Annotated in this window: 11 protein-coding genes; 8 read left to right on the forward strand and 3 right to left on the reverse strand. The window is 44.4% G+C overall.

What is annotated here, in order from left to right:
- Positions 1–48 precede the first annotated feature (48 nt).
- On the reverse strand, positions 49–1,017 hold the full coding sequence (locus tag MHI38_RS00815; protein WP_090924034.1) for a bile acid:sodium symporter family protein: 969 nt from the start codon (positions 1,015–1,017) through the stop codon (positions 49–51).
- 172 nt (positions 1,018–1,189) lie between these two features.
- Here MHI38_RS00815 and MHI38_RS00820 point away from each other — a divergent pair, with 172 nt between their 5' ends.
- From MHI38_RS00820 to MHI38_RS00835, 4 genes are all read left to right on the forward strand, one after another.
- Entirely contained in the window at positions 1,190–1,630 is a 441-nt protein-coding gene (locus MHI38_RS00820) for a DUF6376 family protein (RefSeq protein WP_154889383.1), read from the forward strand.
- 365 nt (positions 1,631–1,995) lie between these two features.
- On the forward strand, positions 1,996–2,751 hold the full coding sequence (locus tag MHI38_RS00825; RefSeq protein ID WP_341180832.1) for an SDR family NAD(P)-dependent oxidoreductase: 756 nt from the start codon (positions 1,996–1,998) through the stop codon (positions 2,749–2,751).
- Between the two features lie 489 nt (positions 2,752–3,240).
- Positions 3,241–4,038 carry a sulfite exporter TauE/SafE family protein gene (locus MHI38_RS00830; protein ID WP_154889379.1) on the forward strand — a complete coding sequence of 266 codons (798 nt, stop codon included), beginning with the start codon at positions 3,241–3,243 and terminating at the stop codon, positions 4,036–4,038.
- Between the two features lie 120 nt (positions 4,039–4,158).
- On the forward strand, positions 4,159–6,555 hold the full coding sequence (locus MHI38_RS00835; RefSeq protein WP_445667199.1) for a polyprenyl synthetase family protein: 2,397 nt from the start codon (positions 4,159–4,161) through the stop codon (positions 6,553–6,555).
- 105 nt (positions 6,556–6,660) lie between these two features.
- Here MHI38_RS00835 and MHI38_RS00840 read toward each other — a convergent pair whose 3' ends face one another.
- Positions 6,661–8,430, reverse strand: coding sequence for an ABC transporter substrate-binding protein (locus MHI38_RS00840; protein ID WP_339838713.1), 1,770 nt, complete (start codon positions 8,428–8,430; stop codon positions 6,661–6,663).
- 159 nt (positions 8,431–8,589) lie between these two features.
- Here MHI38_RS00840 and MHI38_RS00845 point away from each other — a divergent pair, with 159 nt between their 5' ends.
- The 3 genes from MHI38_RS00845 to MHI38_RS00855 all read left to right on the forward strand — a co-directional run bounded on the left by MHI38_RS00845 (position 8,590) and on the right by MHI38_RS00855 (position 13,988).
- On the forward strand, positions 8,590–9,828 hold the full coding sequence (locus MHI38_RS00845) for an MDR family MFS transporter (RefSeq protein WP_341180833.1): 1,239 nt from the start codon (positions 8,590–8,592) through the stop codon (positions 9,826–9,828).
- 648 nt (positions 9,829–10,476) lie between these two features.
- Positions 10,477–12,222 carry an ABC transporter transmembrane domain-containing protein gene (locus MHI38_RS00850; protein ID WP_154984138.1) on the forward strand — a complete coding sequence of 582 codons (1,746 nt, stop codon included), beginning with the start codon at positions 10,477–10,479 and terminating at the stop codon, positions 12,220–12,222.
- Positions 12,219–13,988, forward strand: a complete 1,770-nt coding sequence (locus MHI38_RS00855; RefSeq protein ID WP_341180834.1) for an ABC transporter ATP-binding protein — start codon at positions 12,219–12,221, stop codon at positions 13,986–13,988. The genes MHI38_RS00850 and MHI38_RS00855 overlap by 4 nt, the downstream gene beginning before the upstream one ends.
- Before the next feature lie 162 nt (positions 13,989–14,150).
- Here the strand turns inward: MHI38_RS00855 and cyoE are convergent, their stop codons facing one another.
- Positions 14,151–15,068: a heme o synthase gene (gene cyoE, locus MHI38_RS00860; RefSeq protein WP_253494804.1), complete on the reverse strand. Its 918-nt coding sequence runs from the start codon at positions 15,066–15,068 to the stop codon at positions 14,151–14,153.
- A gap of 433 nt (positions 15,069–15,501) precedes the next feature.
- On the opposite strand from cyoE, the gene MHI38_RS00865 reads away from it, so the two are divergent.
- Positions 15,502–16,422 carry an FAD-dependent oxidoreductase gene (locus tag MHI38_RS00865; protein ID WP_154984136.1) on the forward strand — a complete coding sequence of 307 codons (921 nt, stop codon included), beginning with the start codon at positions 15,502–15,504 and terminating at the stop codon, positions 16,420–16,422.
- The last annotated feature ends 75 nt before the right edge of the window (positions 16,423–16,497 follow it).

The following is a 16,497-nucleotide window of genomic DNA, read 5'->3' on the forward strand; positions in this document are numbered from 1 at the left end:
CAGTTCAGGAGCCTTTTTTTATTCCATTTTCTGCAAGTAAAATCGATATCAAGCTGCTGAGGTTTTATCCGAGTTGCGCAATAGCTGAGAACGTCTGCCGAGTAAGTACCCTGAAAGGGAAGCAAGCATTTGCTGAAATACCATCCCAAGTACGACGGGGACAGCAACGGGCGGCGGAAAATAAGTAACTGCAAGAACGGCACCAGCGCTAATGTTACGCATTCCTCCGTTAAAAACAAGAGCCACTTGATCCGCTTCATTCCAACCTAGCCATCTCGCAATGAAATAACTGAGTGCATAGCCGAAGGATGCCAGAAAAACGATAATTACCGCCAGCCCAGCCAAGCGCCAGTTGAAGTCAGCCAGATAGGGTGCGACAACCGAGCCATTAATGGCAACGACCGAAGCCATAAACAATTTGGATAATGGATTAAGCCGAGGTCCCCATACAGGAACGATCCCACCTTTAGTCCATTCATTCAGGAGCATACCCAGCAGTGAAGGGAAAACAATCATCCAGAATAGGCTGCTCATCATCGCTGCCGTATCCAGTGTGACGCTTGTGCCAACAAGCAGGGATAACACGCCGGGCACAACAAACGGAGCCAGCAAGGTATCAATCAGAATAATCGAAAGCGTAAGCGCAATATTCCCCCTGTAGATGCTTACCCATATAAAACTGCTAATACCCGTCGGAATGACCGCAGCGAGAACAAGTCCTGTGATAGTATAAGCATCGGTTGGAAACACAAGATGACCCATGCCCAGCGCAATAAGAGGCATGGCCAAATGCAAGATCAGAAGGCAAACAAACAGCGGAAAAGGCTTTTTCAAGACATTTACAAAGTCTCGTACGCTCAGACTAATACTGCCCGCGAACGTCATGAAGGCAAATAGCCAAGGCGATAAATACGTGTAAGAAGATAAAAAACTGCCGCATAAAACACCAATGATAATACTAGCGGGGGTAATCAGTGGCATGATGCGGTTCAAGCGTTGATTCAAGGCCTGAAGCATAATGTCGACATCCCTTTATTGTGTGATTCTCCTATTATACATCGGAATGTCCGGCTATGCAGGCTGATTTGCAATGTAGCTTTGTGAACAAGTATCATGAAGTAAGGTACCATCATTCTGAGATGAAGAAAGGAAGATAATCATGCGAAGGCGAAAAAGAAGACACAGGACGATGATCACAGCCATTGTGGCCTCCAGTATGTTGATGCTATCCGCTTGTTCGATTGTAGAGCAAGCCAATCAAAGTTTGAGTTATGTAAGCGGTGCTACGGATTATATTAATCAGGTATCGAGTGCTGGAACCGAGTTACAACAACTTGCAACGGATGCCATCAATAACCCGGATGTAACGGGTCAGATTCAAGAGAAGATTGATTTAATTCAAGCAGAAGCGGCTGAGTTTTCGGAGATGAGTGCGCCTGCTATTGGAGAAAACATCCATGAAAATTTGGTTAGTTATAACAATCAGCTGACAGAAGTTATGAACCAATTCGAAACTTCCATCGCGGAGCAAGGGATTACCGCTGAGAATTGGGAGAAAACAGGTATTCCGGAATTAATCAACAACATCAACAGCCTCAAGGAACCGCTGAGCGGATTACAAAGGGAATAATAAGTTTAAATTAAAAATAAGAATAATCTTTCCTTCTCCTTGAAGAGCATTTGAACAGGAAAGTTACAGAAGACGGGTGATCTGGAAGGGCTGCTCGTCTTTTTTGCATATTTATTTTGTAGAAAGAAAAACTATATGAATTACGACAAAGATCCAAAATGCTGGCCGTGTATCAATCGGGAATACCAAGATGGTGATTAATTGTTTGTTAGTAACAAGCTGGTCGATCGTAATCGCATCGTATGATCGACCCATTTGACAAAAAGGTGATAGACTAGTATGGTTAAAATATAAACATATATATAGTAACTAACATTAGTTTAGTTACTTGAAACCAATTTTATTCAGCAAAGGAGATCTATGTTATGTCCGAACATACGGGAAAAGTCATTGTTATCACAGGTGGAGCAAGCGGGATCGGAAAAGAAACAGCACTGCAACTATCTGCACAGGGAGCAACAATCGTTGTCGCGAATTTTAACGAAGAAGGAGCCAAACAGGTTGCGACCGAGATTGAAGCAACCGGTGGCACAGCCGGAGCTTATAAAGTAGATGTATCCAAAGGTGATGAGATTAAAGCTTTGATTGACTGGACTGTCGAAAAGTATGGAACATTCAACGGAATTTTCAATAACGCTGGGATCGGTCTTGTAAAGCCGTTTCTGGAGATGGACCCGGAATCCTATCACAAAGTTATTGATGTAGACCAACACAGCGTATACTACGGTATGTATTATGGCGCGAAGAAAATGGTTGAATTAAACGTACGGGGCACAATTGTTAATACAGCATCGATCTATGGAAGCGTGGCAGCTGTAGGTAGCTTCAACTACAATGCGGCGAAAGCAGCAGTAGTGATGATGTCCAAATCGGGTGCACTTGAACTGGCCGAGCATGGAATTCGCGTGTTGGGTGTGGCGCCTGGGTTCATCGAAACTCCCATTCTGGGAAATGACAAAGCCATGAAGGATGCATTGGCCACTCAACATATGCGCGGAGAGTTGATCCAGCCGGAAAAAGTAGCAAGTGTGGTGACCTTCCTGTTCAGTGATGCCGCGAATGCAATGAACGGTACAACAGTGGCAGTTGATGATGGCTTCCTGAGTTTCAAAACGAAATAACGGGTTATCTAACTCTAAATCATATTGCATTTAAAATGAACTAAAGGCACAGGATGTAATCATCCTGTGCCTTTTCATGTTCATTCTTGTAATAAATTCATCATACAATAGTGTCGAATCATCCCGAAATTTAGGAGTTCATGATACAATATAAGGGCTACTCGTTTTATCCATTTGTGGTGTCGTACACAATACGGACTCCGAGTGAGCCATAACTTTCTTCTTTATAGTGACAATGAGTGCAGGTTTTGACTGAGCATAATTCATCATGATGTGTTTGTAATTTTTCGTTACAGCGAGGACATGTATTCACAAAAAGTGCCTTCAACACATTCAACATGCTTAATCACTCATTTCTGATTAAATTACTTGGTTTTAAAGTATTATACCCGAATCCAAGTGTCCTGTATATGTTTTTTGGAATGAAATTTTATCTTTTTTTTGATTTCGTATCTTCGTATTATCTTCATGAAAGGAAGGTTATAGCCGATGGATCTTTTGCTGTTCTTCATCATGTTTATACTGGGTCTAATCGGTTCATTTTTCTCCGGATTGCTTGGCATTGGTGGGGCGATCATCAATTTCCCTCTCCTGCTGTATGTGCCGGAAATGGCAGGGCTCGAACCGTTCACGGCTCATCAGGTGTCAGCCATCAGCATGTTTCAAGTGTTCTTTGCTTCGCTTGCGGGCGTAGTTGCATTTCGCAGAAAAGCAAAAGCAGGCAAAACTAGCGGCGCTGTGATCGATTCCAAACTGGTACTGTACATGGGAAGCAGTATTCTGGTGGGCAGTTTAATTGGTGGTTTTATCTCAGGCATGCTGGCTGAACGTATGATTCATCTGGTTTATGGCATTCTGGCGATCATAGCGATCGTTTTAATGCTCATACCGAGCAAGGGGCGGCTGGATCTGGACCAACCGTTAACGTTTAATAAAATGATTGCTTCAAGTACTTCGCTTGCTGTGGGGATCGTTTCAGGAATTGTCGGGGCTGGAGGTGCATTCGTACTCATCCCTGTTATGTTGACTGTTCTGAAGATTCCGGTTCGGACAACGATTGCCTCATCCCTTGCGATTGTTTTCATCTCTGCAATAGGAGGGGTTATTGGGAAGTTATCTGCGGGAGACATTCCGGTGGAGCCGATTATTTACACGGTGCTGGGAAGTTTGATTGGTGCTTCGATTGGTTCGAGAGTAAGTTCAATGGTTAATGTGCGGCTACTTCGATATGGGTTGCTTCTTCTGATCGCGATTACTGCGGTTAAAGTATGGTCTTCGATATTCTAATTTAACGCTCTTATCTCTCAGACATTAGCGATTTCGTAACCAAACGGCCGAAGTGCCGTATATAGGATATGAACATGAGCGGACCATGTTTAACTTTAACTGAAGTTGAGGGATCGACCGATGAACAACGTACTTATGAATCAGACGAAAGCCGAGGCTAATGCGGATGAAGCTTATCGTCACGCAGAGCAGAAAGCATCTCAGTATTTTGTGACACTCTCTCAGCAACTGCTGAATAATACTCATATAGATACACTTACGAAAGATTTTAGAATTTGGCAAAAAAAACATATCCATCGTTGGAGCTGGTTATCCTGGTTCGCTGGCAAAAGAAAACCGGATGCCACTGATATTCAGAAATATATGCATTGGCTCAATGCGACAGGCAAGATCGATGATTATCTGGATCGCAGCATCTCATATATCTACATGCGCGATCTGGGGCAGGCGCTGGATAACCCGAAAACAAAAGACAAGATTCAGCGTATCGCTAAGGATACCCAAGCATATTTTATGCGTGTCGCAAGTGAACAACAACGTCAGGCTGACTACATAAGCCCGGCAGCATTATATCGGTGGGGACAGCGAGAACAGATTGAAGAGGCAGTCATCTGGGTGATGGACAAATTAAAACATGTTGCAGCAAACATCCCACCAGAACTCGATGCGGCACAGGCTCAACGTAAACTGATCAAGATTATTCTGGGTGTCGTGCTTCACGTCGATGATGAGCTTACAGAGGACACGCCGCGGGAGGAACGGATCGCAAAGCTTGATGCAGCCATCAGGCTGGGTTATTCCTACGGTTTAACATACCCTTTTGTGGATGATCTTCTCGATTCTCAGGCGCTGACTACACAGGAAAAGGAACAGTATTCGGCGATGATACAACAAGCTCTGCTTACCGGCATTGTGCCTGATCTTGGAGAATGGAAGGGACCTCAGCTTGAAGTGATTCGGTATGTACACTCCGAGCTTCGAGAGGCCTTTGAATATATTCGGAACTATCAACATGAAGAGATGCGACACACTTTTTTTGAACAGTCTTATGTGTTCTTTCAATCGCAGGAGATCGATCGTGGCAAGAAGTTATCCAATGCGCATTATACGAATGAAGAGCTGTACATTCCGATCATTATCAAGTCGGCGTCGTCGCGATTGATTGTTCGTTCTGTTCTGAGCGCACCGGAAGATGAAGGGTTTGATCTGCGCACCTTCCATTACGGGATTTATAATCAACTTGCGGATGATTTTGCGGATATGTTCGATGATATGCAGGACGAGGCCGTGACACCTTACACGTATTATTTGAAATATCGTGACCTGCGTCCGGATTTGATTAACCCGTATGAGCTGTACTGGGCAGTCATCTCGTTTCTAATCCATGATGTCTACCATTCCAATGCCAAGGCGAGGGAAGTTATACTGGATCGTGCGATTAACGGGCTGAAGCGTTGCAGAGAGCGGCTCGGTCAGGCGAAGTATGACGAGGTCATGACGATCTTTGCTTCAGCCCAACCGGGACTTAATCAAGTAGTACAACAAATGGTGCGAAAAGCAGATGACGTGGACTTTCTGGATAAATTGTTACGGGATCAGGTTGTTTCGCAGCTCAGTAATGATAAACAAGAGAAAGAGTCGTTCCAGCAGACGATCCGAACGGTACGTGAGCAGATCAATGTAGAACTGCAGATTAACAAAGCTACTGAAGAGCTCGAAATGAAGGGGAAGCTGATGGACGCGGCTAACTACAGTCTGCAAGGGGATGGCAAACGTCTGCGTCCGATCCTGACTTGGGTCATGGGTGTTCAGGAGTACGGGCTTAGCGAGTCGGCAATCATGCCGTTGTTACGCTCCATGGAATATATGCATACCGCTTCACTCATCTTTGATGATCTGCCCACACAGGATAATGCCGAGGTAAGGCGTGGACGTTCGACGCTTCATCAGTTGCATAATAGCGCGACGGCAGAACTCACAGGACTATTCCTGATTCAGCGAGCGATTCGTGAGCAGTCTTCATTGAACCGATTTGATGCGCAAACGGTGCTGAAGCTGATTCAATATTCGGCTATAAAAGCTGAAGATATGTGTATGGGTCAGGCGATGGATCTTGATTCGAAAGGGAAGCTGCTCTCGCTGGAGGAGCTAAACACGATTTGTTTTTACAAAACAGGCATTGCCTTTGAGGCGGCGCTGGTTATGCCAGCGATTTTGGCAGAAGTAAAGGAAGAAGAGATTGACGCGCTAAAAGCGTTTGCGTATCATGCAGGCATTGCTTTTCAGATCAGGGACGACTTGCTGGACTATGGAGGAGATCAACAAACCCTTGGCAAACCTGCCGGTCAGGATGAGCGAAATAACAATTCAACCTTTGTATCCATTCTGGGAGAGACAGGTGCTCAAAAAGCGATGTGGGAGCATTACTGTCTTGCTACGGATGCATTACGTCAAATGCCTAAACCGATTCCATTTTTAAAACATCTGCTGGATTATCTCGTCGGCCGTGAACGGTAAGGCTAACATTGAGGCTTTAACGGATTTACCGAACTTATAACTGTTATTCGATGTATACTCAATAAAACCCTCACCCGTATTTTAACGGGGCTGAGGGTTATTTTATTACGCATTTTTGATCCATAGCTTCGAGATATCCAGGAATCCAAACTCTGAAGTTTGCATGCCGTAGAAACTCTGGTGCAATTCCGCTTTTTTGTTCATATGACATCCGTACAACATCCAGCTATTTTCCCGCAGTAATTCTTCAGCCTGCTCCAGAAGATCGCTACGCTCGGAGTGAGGAAGCTGTGGAAAGGGATCCAGCAGGGAATCCAATATGGATTGAAGCTCGGGAGTCATGTACTCATGGAGCGTATTGCTTTGGTTTTTGAAAAAGTGAATCATGCCATACTGCCAGTCGTCCTCCAGTATTTCTTCTCTGAGAATCAAAGGTGCATCTGAGGTCTTCACGACATCCAGATAATCGTCAAAAGGCTCCAGGTCAATCCGTAATCCAATTTGGCGTCCGCGTTGTTGTATCCACTCCGCCACATCGGAATCTTTGTTCTTCTTATAAGATAACAAGAAGGATTCCCCTTGATAACCCGATTGTTCAAGCAATGCTTGGGCATCGACGAGTGATGTGGCTTCCCAGCTCTGTGCAGCGCTTTTCCAGGGGAGAAAACTGCTGGCGGGTGTAATTCGATTTTCACCCAAATCGTTCACCAGGTTGACCGGATCATAGACGATGCGCATGGCCTGACGGAAAGGCAGTGTATGATGGCAACCCGGGACATTGAAGTTGAAAAGCATATACTGACATCCCAGTGCAGGATAGTCGATATAATGAGGTCGCTCATGACTGCTTCCAGGCAGACTAAGCCGGTCAGTACCAGACATATCATAATAACCGTCGCTTGAAGCCGGCTCAGGGAGAAACCAGATGTGGATCTGATCGAGATGAGGACGGAAACCAAAATAAGCATCAAATGCCTTCAATTTAATCACATCTTCATTCATCTCGGTGATCTGAAACGGGCCTGTGCCGACCAAAGTCTGGTTCGAGTCATAATCCGCGGGCAGTACCGTCATCCGAATACAACTGAACAGATGCAGAAAAAAACGGTTCGCCCGATGCAATATAAACCTGATGCAATAATCGCCTTTCACTTCTGTTCGCTTAATATCACGGTACAGCCACAAAGACGAACAATTTGTATCAAACAAACGCATTAATGAAGCCTGAACATCATGAGATGTCATCACACGTCCGTCATGGAAACGAACCCCTTTTCGCAAATAAAATACCCATTCTTTATGGTCTTTGTTAGATTCCCATGTATGTGCAAGTGCGGGTAAGAAGGTATCGGTGTGGGCGTTGTAAGTAATCAGTGTGTTGCATATTTGGCCAAGAAGATAGGTTTCAAAAGCCGTATAAACCGAAGCCGGGTCCAGATCACCCAGTTGACGTGATCTCAACATGCGAAGTGTATCCTGGCCAGAGGCGGTTTCGGTGTAACTGCGAAATCCCATCTGCTCATGAAGAGCAAGCATTAGTTTTTCCCGCATCAAGTCATCGATTTGCACACTTCCAATCAACTCGATGGCTTCTTTCAGTTTGCCTTTGAATAACAGTTCAGTAAAGTTGGATTCTAAAGCATCATTCAGACTTCGCAGTAGTGTAAGCTCGGAATGATGGCCTCGTCCACGTCCAGGTTTCCAATGGATAAAATTCTGATCTTCCAGCTTTCGTAGAATGAATTTTACATTGCGTGGAGTGCAACAGAGGATGGAGGACAGATTCTCAATCGTTACGGGTACAGGTTCATTGATCTTAATCGAGAGCATATCAGAGCCAGCAAGTCTTAAAAAGTGAGTGTATATCGTATCCATGTGTATAGATCCTCCATAAAGGTGAAAAGTGAGAATGAAACATTACACTTTTACTTCCCCCTTTTATCTTTACAATTATACCTATGAGGATGAGAGAATTCATCCATTTTTCGCAGCAACAGGATAGATAGAGAACGCAGCAAGATAGGAGAATGAAAGATGAAGCATATTTTGAAGCAAATTCACCCGCTGGCCTGGACCATTATTATTGGGACGATGTTCGGGCGCCTCGTAACGTCGATGAGCATTCCGTTTCTGTCCATCTATCTGACACGTGTGCTTGAAGCCACGCCGACCCAGACGGGAATCACGGTTGCGGTAAGCTCGCTGGCGGGAGTGCTCGTCAGCTTTTACGGGGGATATATCTCTGATCGAATCGGTCGCAAAATCGTTATGCTCGTCTCGGTATTTAGTTGGGCCGCTGTATTTTTCATTTTTGCGGCAGCTGAACATCTATGGGTGTTCTTTGTTGCAAACACGTTAAACGGTTTGTGCCGGGCTGTGTTTGAGCCAACCTCAAGAGCGTTGTTATCTGACATAACTTCACCGCAGAACAAACTGCTAGTGTTTAATCTGAGATATGCAGCGATTAACTTGGGGGTTGTGTTCGGGCCAATTATCGGATTTCAGCTGGGATCATCGGAATCGACGTTTCCTTTTGTGATCTCGGGGCTCGTTTATATTGCGTATGGTCTGATTCTGGGACTTCAATTTAAACTGCATCACGCCAATTTGCCCGGACGTCTAGAGGTTATTGCACCTCGTCTGCGCGAAGCCCTCATGACCACCGGACGGGATCGGGTATTCTTGCCTGTGCTGATTGGGACGACGTTTTGTGTGTTAGGTTATGGCCACTTCAGCTCTACGTTAGCGCAGTATTTGGCGAGAAGTCCAATCTTTGAAAATGGAAGTCAGATGTTCTCGTATATGCTTTCACTCAACGCAATCACCGTGCTCATCATCCAGTATCCACTCGTTCGTACTTTCCGGAATGCACCGCCGCTTGTACCGCTTATTTTGGGGAATCTGCTTGTTGCAGCAAGTCTGTTGTTATTTGGTCTAGCCGAAGGGATTGTACTGATGATGATCAGTGTCATCTTGTTTACAGTAGGGGAAGTGCTGCTCTTTACCATGATGGATATGCTTATCGACCGAATTGCAAAGCCTGAATGGAAAGGAACGTATTTTGGTACAATCGGTTTCAACAATATTGGAAATGTTGCGGCTCCGGTCATTGGTGGGTTGCTGTTAAGCCAGTTTGGTGCGGGAAATGGACTAGCCGTCTTTATTCCCATTGCTATAACGACTGCACTCGGGGTTCCTTTTCTACTGATAGCACATAAGCGACTTGTCAGCAGAGAAAAGCAAACACCTGAATCTGTACAAATTGGAATCTAACAGATGAAGTAAATAACAATTAAGTTAATAATTATGTTGACGTATAAAGAATGAGCGAATACAATAAACAACAAATATGTGGAACGGGTGGGATAAACAATGATGGATCAGCCAGCGCAGGTGCTTCAACCAATAATTAAATATGCATGAGCATAGTGACATTATCCAGGTAGAGTATTGACCATGTTTGGACAGTCCAGCTTACTGCAATCCTGTCTGGACGCTCATTCATACTGCGATGTTAGAGAAGAAGCTGAAATGTCACATTTTCTGGCTGGCTTTTCGATCCAATCAAGCTGTAGATGAACTTCGTTCATCTATGGCTTTTTTTCATTCCACCAGACGGTTCACATGGAAAGGAGCATGAGTAAGAGTAAAAGTGAAAGGAAAAAAGCAAGAACTGAAATCGATTCCAAGTTGTTACTTAAGTTCGATCTATATCCATAAGAAAGGAAGAATAAACTATGGTTAATGCATGCAAACAATGTGTTTCTTCGGGAGGCCTTGCTGATTACAATACGCTCATACATGATTCGTCATAGCGAAGGTAATCAAAAGTGTAGTTGGAAGATTCAACATTCAAATGATAATTATGCGCGCGAAAAAGTATAAATCCGAGTGAAATTTTTAATTAAAGGGGTGGGGCTGGTGCCCAAAACAGAAAAACGCTCCATGTCATGGCTGCTACGATATTTAAAGCCGGTGAAAGGAAAGCTGGCCGTGTTGCTGATCATGTTGTTAACATCAACAGGGCTGCAGCTTCTCAATCCACAGATTATTCAACGTTTCATTGATACGGCTGCAAGCGGCGGGATTCTGGGTGATCTGGCACAGCTTGCTGGGCTTTTCCTGCTCATTGCCGTGAGCAATCAATTGATCACGATCGCGGTCAGTTATTTAGGAAACGATGTAGCCTGGCGGGCAACCAACCGGATGCGTGGAGATTTACTGAAACATTGCCTGAGGCTGGATATGCGTTTTCATAACGTCAAAACACCTGGAGAGATGATTGAACGCGTGGATGGCGATGTAACGAGCATTTCGAACTTCTTCGCTATGTTTATCGTACAGGTCATCGGCAGTTTTGTTCTGCTCGCAGGTATTCTGGGATTCATGTTTACGATTAATGTGCCAATCGCACTGGTTATGACCGTATTTACGTTATTATCTATTCTGTTCATGGTCATTATTCGCAATCTTGGAGTGGAGTCTTCCAAAAATGAGCGCGCCGCCAGTGCTTCCTTGTTCAGCTTGATTGAGGAACGAATTGCCGGTATTGAGGACGTGCAGGCGAATGGACACGTACCATATGTGATGAACCGATTCTTTCGTACGATGCGCACCGTTTTCCTCAAAGGCCGGAAGGCATGGATGCTCAGGGTTATCCCTTGGAACACCACGGTGGTCATGTTTATTGTATCCGTTACGGTCGTTTTGCTTCTGGGTGTGCACTACTATATCGAAGGTGCGATCAGCATTGGAACCTTGTTTTTGATCTATCAATACAGCCAGATGTTGAATGAACCTATCGAGTTGCTTGGCGATCAGGTACAGGAGTTTCAAAAGGCAAAATCAGGTATGCTTCGTTCACGCGAATTATTGTCTTTACGAAGCGAGATTGAGGACGGAAGCGAAGAGAGGTTACCTGATGGCCCGCTTGGACTGGAGTTTAATCAGGTGTATTTCAGTTACAATGAGGATAAACCTGTGCTTCAGGATATCACCTTTGCGGTGAAACCGGGAGAACGGCTAGGCATCATCGGTCGAACGGGAAGTGGAAAATCAAGTCTGAGCCGTGTTCTTCTACGTCTGTACAATCTGGATCAGGGCACGATTCGTATCGGTGGAACTGATATTACGAAGTTATCCATGCAGGCTCTGTATCGCAGAGTGGGGATGGTGACACAGGATGTGCAGTTGTTTGATGGTACGCTACGTGACAATCTGACTTTGTTTAATTCAGAAGTATCGGATGCCATGATTAAGCAAACAACAGAGCGACTGGGGTTACATCACTGGATTGATACACAGCCGGAAGGCTTGGATACACATCTAACTGCAGGAGGTGCTTCATTATCCGCAGGGGAAGCGCAGCTCTTTGCTTTGACCCGTGTATTTCTAACGGAGCCGAGTCTGGTCATACTGGATGAGCCTTCTTCACGGCTTGATGCAGCGACCGAGAATTTACTTCAATCTGCTATTGATGAATTAATGAAACGATCAACAGGTATCATTATTGCGCATAGATTAGCCACGCTGGAGAAGGTGGATAAGATTATGGTTCTTGGTGGAGGCAAGCTGCTGGAATTCGGATCAAGAGTGGAGCTTGCGAATAATCCGTCCTCCCATTATGCACGACTTCTGGTCACGGGCCAAGAGGAGGAACTGGCATGAATGTAACAGGATTTATAGGGCGCTTGTTTCGCTTTAAGCCTTATTTGTTTCTTATTAACGGTTTGTTATGGTGTATCTTTCATTCGCTTCCCCTAGCAATGGGGCTTGGGATGCAGTGGTTCTTTGACCGGACGTCAACAGGAAGGGCTGACTATATGTGGCTTGCTGTACCGCTCATTGTTATCGCGTTGTTCCGCTTGACCCGTGTAGGCACGTTCTTTGTCGCATTCCATGCTTGGGTGACCTATATGTATCATATTCAGGCCATTTTGCGGACGAATATGCTGGCTGGCATTATGCGCTGGCCGGGAAGGAATCTTCCTGCATCTCCGGGTGAAGCGATGAGTCGTTTCCGGGATGACGTCGATGAAGTGGTTGAATATATCGAATCATGGGTGGATTTTTGGGGTCGATTGGTTTTTGCAGTGGTATCCATTGCGATCATGGCCAACATTAACTGGAAGATTACACTTGTTGCTGTTTTACCGCTTTTGGTGGTAACGCTTCTGAATAATCTCTCAGGTAATCGTGCAAGAAAGTATGCACAGGTTAATCGTGAAGCCACAGGTCGCATTACCAGTTTTATTGCCGAGACGTTTGGGGCTGTGCAGGCACTGAAGCTGGGTCAGGCAGAAGAACATGTCTCCACACGGTTCAACCGGCTGAATGAAGAACGGCGCCAGGCTGCCTTAAGAGACAATCTGTTCAAGCAATGGATGAAGTCACTTAATCAGCATGTACTAAGTATATGTACCGGGCTTATTTTGTTAATGTGTGCTGCCGAAATGAAGGCGGGTCACTTTACGGTGGGTGATTTTGCTTTATTTACGAGTTATCTCGTTAATATCGGGTTCAGCATTTCACTTTTCGGATACATGGTATTCCAGCATAAAAGACTCAAAGTGTCTTATGATCGGATGCGAACACTTTTTCGTCCAGGTGAAGAGGATCGGATTATGGAGAAACGGGAAATCTATCTTAATGAAGAGCCGCCAGAGCCAGTAAACGAAGCAAGAAATCCGAAGGAGAAATTGCGTGAACTTGAAGTGAATGGTCTTAGCTACCGCTATGAGCAATCCTCAAACGGTATACAAGACATCAACTTCAAGCTGAAACAGGGACAATTTCTTGTCATTACAGGACGCATCGGTTCTGGTAAATCAACACTGGTTCGTACACTGCTTGGACTTCTGCCCAAGCAACAGGGTGAAATTCTCTGGAATGGAGAGCACGTAGATCCGGCAACATTTCTTATGCCACCTAGAGCTGCATATACGCCTCAAGTTCCAAGGCTGTTCAGTGACACGCTCAGAGAAAATATCGTTCAAGGTAAACAGGGGAATGTAGATCAAGCGCTGGACAAAGCCATTCGACTGGCTGTTTTGGATAAAGACATCAGACAATTGGATCAAGGATTGGAAACACCTGTAGGACCAAGAGGTGTTATGTTATCCGGAGGTCAGATTCAGCGATCAGCAACAGCGCGAATGCTGATGACCGAGGCAGATCTGTTTATCTTTGATGATCTGTCCAGTGCGCTTGATGTGGAAACAGAGCAGCTGGTATGGGACGGACTCTTTAAAGAGAGAGATGTCACATGTATTGCCGTATCTCACCGCAAGGCCGCTCTTACCAAGGCAGATCACATTATCGTTATGAAAGATGGTCGTATTGAAGCTGAAGGAAACCTGGCCGATTTACTTGAAAGCAATGAAGAAATGCAGTTGCTATGGCAGGGAGAGCAGGTGCCAGTGAAGGCAGGGTAGTATAGGTTTTAACGAAACGGATAGAGCAGCAATGTGATAATTCAGATGTTATAAAAAAATGACAAAAAACCGTACAGATCATGCCTGAATGCAGGCGTAGGATCTGTACGGTTTCTTCACTTTTAATAAAGCCCGGTAGAAATGTCTATTGTCTTATTTTCTTTAAGCAATCAAGGAATACGCAATGATAACCAAGAAAATGATAGTGATATGGTTAATGGAAAAAATAAACATACGCTGTGACCATTTTTTGGTTTCTTTCTTGTCAAACGTAGCCACACTAAGAATAAGCCAAGCCAGACTTACCAGAAAAGCCACGATGGCAACAAACGGGCTCATTGGCCAGAACAGGAAGCTGGAAAGCAACAGCAATACCAGATAAACGTTTGTTTGTACATAAGTACGTCCAATCCCTTTTACCACAGGCAACATCGGAACGCCTGCCGCCTTGTATTCATCGAAGCGACGAATAGCGATACCGTAGAAATGGGGCATTTGCCATAGTAACATCGTTACGACCAGTGCCCAGATTTCAAAGTGTCCAAGTTCCGGAGAGATGGCTGCCCATCCAATCAGCGGAGGAACAGCACCTGACAGACTACCTACCTCAGTGTTGTAAATCGTTGTACGTTTGGTCCACATCGTATATGGAATGACGTAAAGGAACAAACCAAGAAGGCCAAAAAAAGCGGCCGATGGAGATGCAATGTACAGCATAATCGCACCAATCAACGTAATCGTAAACCCTAGAATCAGACCAGACTTGGTATCGACCCGCCCTGTGACGGTAGGACGTTTCTTCGTACGTTCCATAATCGCATCAATGTCACGGTCATACAGATTGTTGAACACCCCAGCTGCTCCGATGATTAATGAAGAACCGAGAAATGAAAGTAAAATCGGAACAATATTAGCAACGATAGATGCATCAAATACATATAAAGCTAAACTTAAACCTGCAAACATGGCGATCAAGTTGGACTTGATGATTCCAATTTTGATCGTATCTAAAAATACTTTTGGAATCGAGCTGTACTCCAGGCTGATATTGGCTTGTGATTCATTATTTAATGTTTTCAAATACTCACTTCCTATTGTTTGTACTTAATATAATATGTGTCCATTATATCATTCAATTCGCGTTGTGATTTAAATTACATTCTAGTATTTATAATAATGTCATTTGATTGTGAACAATTTAAAAACAAGAACTTTTTTAATTGTTAAAACAACAGTTCTGTGCTACGCGCGTATTTTCGAAAGATTGTCATCGTTTAATTGTAGAAATGAAACAAAGATATTGCAAATACGAAATAATAACTGTATTGTAGATATAAGATATCTCTAATGGTCTTGTTCAAGAGACATAAAGTCTGGATTCCACTATCTGTTAGAAGGGACGCTATTAGATATTTCACATGTCTTTGCTTCTTAAGTACCAAGTGTGCAGAAGAGAGAGAATATTTTTTTTGTTACTATTAGAGATATTAAATGTCTGGAAAGGATGTTATATATGAATGAAGATCGTAATGCATTTGATGTCGTAATCGTGGGGGGAGGGCCTGCTGGACTTAACGCTTCACTGGTACTCGGGAGAGCCCGAAAACAGGTGCTTGTTATTGATGATCAGAAACCTCGTAATTGGGTTACCCGAGAGACACACGGCTTTTTAACTAGAGATGGCGTGAGTCCACAGGAATTCCGCAGAATTGCAAAAGAAGAGATCGCTGCGTATCCTTCGGTGCAATTTGCATCAGATACGGTAACAGAAATCACTGGAAATGACGGCGATTTTGTTGTTCAAACAGTCGAGGGAAAGCAGTATGACGCGAAAAAGGTTTTATTTGCTGTTGGTAAAAGAGATTTACCTTTGGAGATTACAGGTTTATCTGAAGTCTACGGAAAAAGCGCATTTGTCTGCCCGTACTGTGATGGATGGGAACTCAGGAATCGGGAGCTTGTCATCATTACCAGCGCCAACCACGCATTACATATGGCTAAACTAATCTCTGGCTGGACAAGTCAATTTACGCTGTGCATCCAGGATACCAATCTTTTGGAAGCAGAACAGAAGCAAGAACTTTCACGTCATGGGGTGCAGGTTTACGAAGCTCCTATTCAATCGATCAGATCGGAGGATGGAATGGTAAGCGCAGTTGAACTGAGTGATGGAACATGGATTCCTTGTACGGGCATCTTCTTCCAGCCCAAGCTTCAGACGGGTTCAGATTTGCCCCGAATCATCGGTTGTGAGATGACGGAGACAGGAACCATCGTCGTTGATTCACAGGGAAGAACATCTGTCTCTGGTGTGTTTAGTGCTGGAGATGCCGCATCTGAACTGTATCAGGCGATCACGGCAGCATCGTTAGGAGCGTTAACCGCAGTTAGTATTAATAATGAGTTAAATCTTGAAACTTGGGATTGTAAATAAAGCGTAACAATAGGAAGTGAAACCGCCAGCTGATTCTCGATTACATGTCGATAAGGCTGACGGTTTTACTTATGT

Source organism: Paenibacillus sp. FSL K6-1558 (assembly GCF_038002565.1).
Lineage (GTDB): Bacteria > Bacillota > Bacilli > Paenibacillales > Paenibacillaceae > Paenibacillus > Paenibacillus polysaccharolyticus.

What these genes read in the sequence shown, in the direction of transcription:
- MHI38_RS00815 (WP_090924034.1), bottom strand. Translation starts at nt 1,017, where the DNA reads ATGCTTCAGGCCTTGAATCAACGCTTGAACCGCATCATGCCACTGATT.
- MHI38_RS00820 (WP_154889383.1), top strand. Translation starts at nt 1,190, where the DNA reads ATGATCACAGCCATTGTGGCCTCCAGTATGTTGATGCTATCCGCTTGT.
- MHI38_RS00825 (WP_341180832.1), top strand. Translation starts at nt 1,996, where the DNA reads ATGTCCGAACATACGGGAAAAGTCATTGTTATCACAGGTGGAGCAAGC.
- MHI38_RS00830 (WP_154889379.1), top strand. Translation starts at nt 3,241, where the DNA reads ATGGATCTTTTGCTGTTCTTCATCATGTTTATACTGGGTCTAATCGGT.
- MHI38_RS00835 (WP_445667199.1), top strand. Translation starts at nt 4,159, where the DNA reads ATGAACAACGTACTTATGAATCAGACGAAAGCCGAGGCTAATGCGGAT.
- MHI38_RS00840 (WP_339838713.1), bottom strand. Translation starts at nt 8,430, where the DNA reads ATGGATACGATATACACTCACTTTTTAAGACTTGCTGGCTCTGATATG.
- MHI38_RS00845 (WP_341180833.1), top strand. Translation starts at nt 8,590, where the DNA reads ATGAAGCATATTTTGAAGCAAATTCACCCGCTGGCCTGGACCATTATT.
- MHI38_RS00855 (WP_341180834.1), top strand. Translation starts at nt 12,219, where the DNA reads ATGAATGTAACAGGATTTATAGGGCGCTTGTTTCGCTTTAAGCCTTAT.
- MHI38_RS00865 (WP_154984136.1), top strand. Translation starts at nt 15,502, where the DNA reads ATGAATGAAGATCGTAATGCATTTGATGTCGTAATCGTGGGGGGAGGG.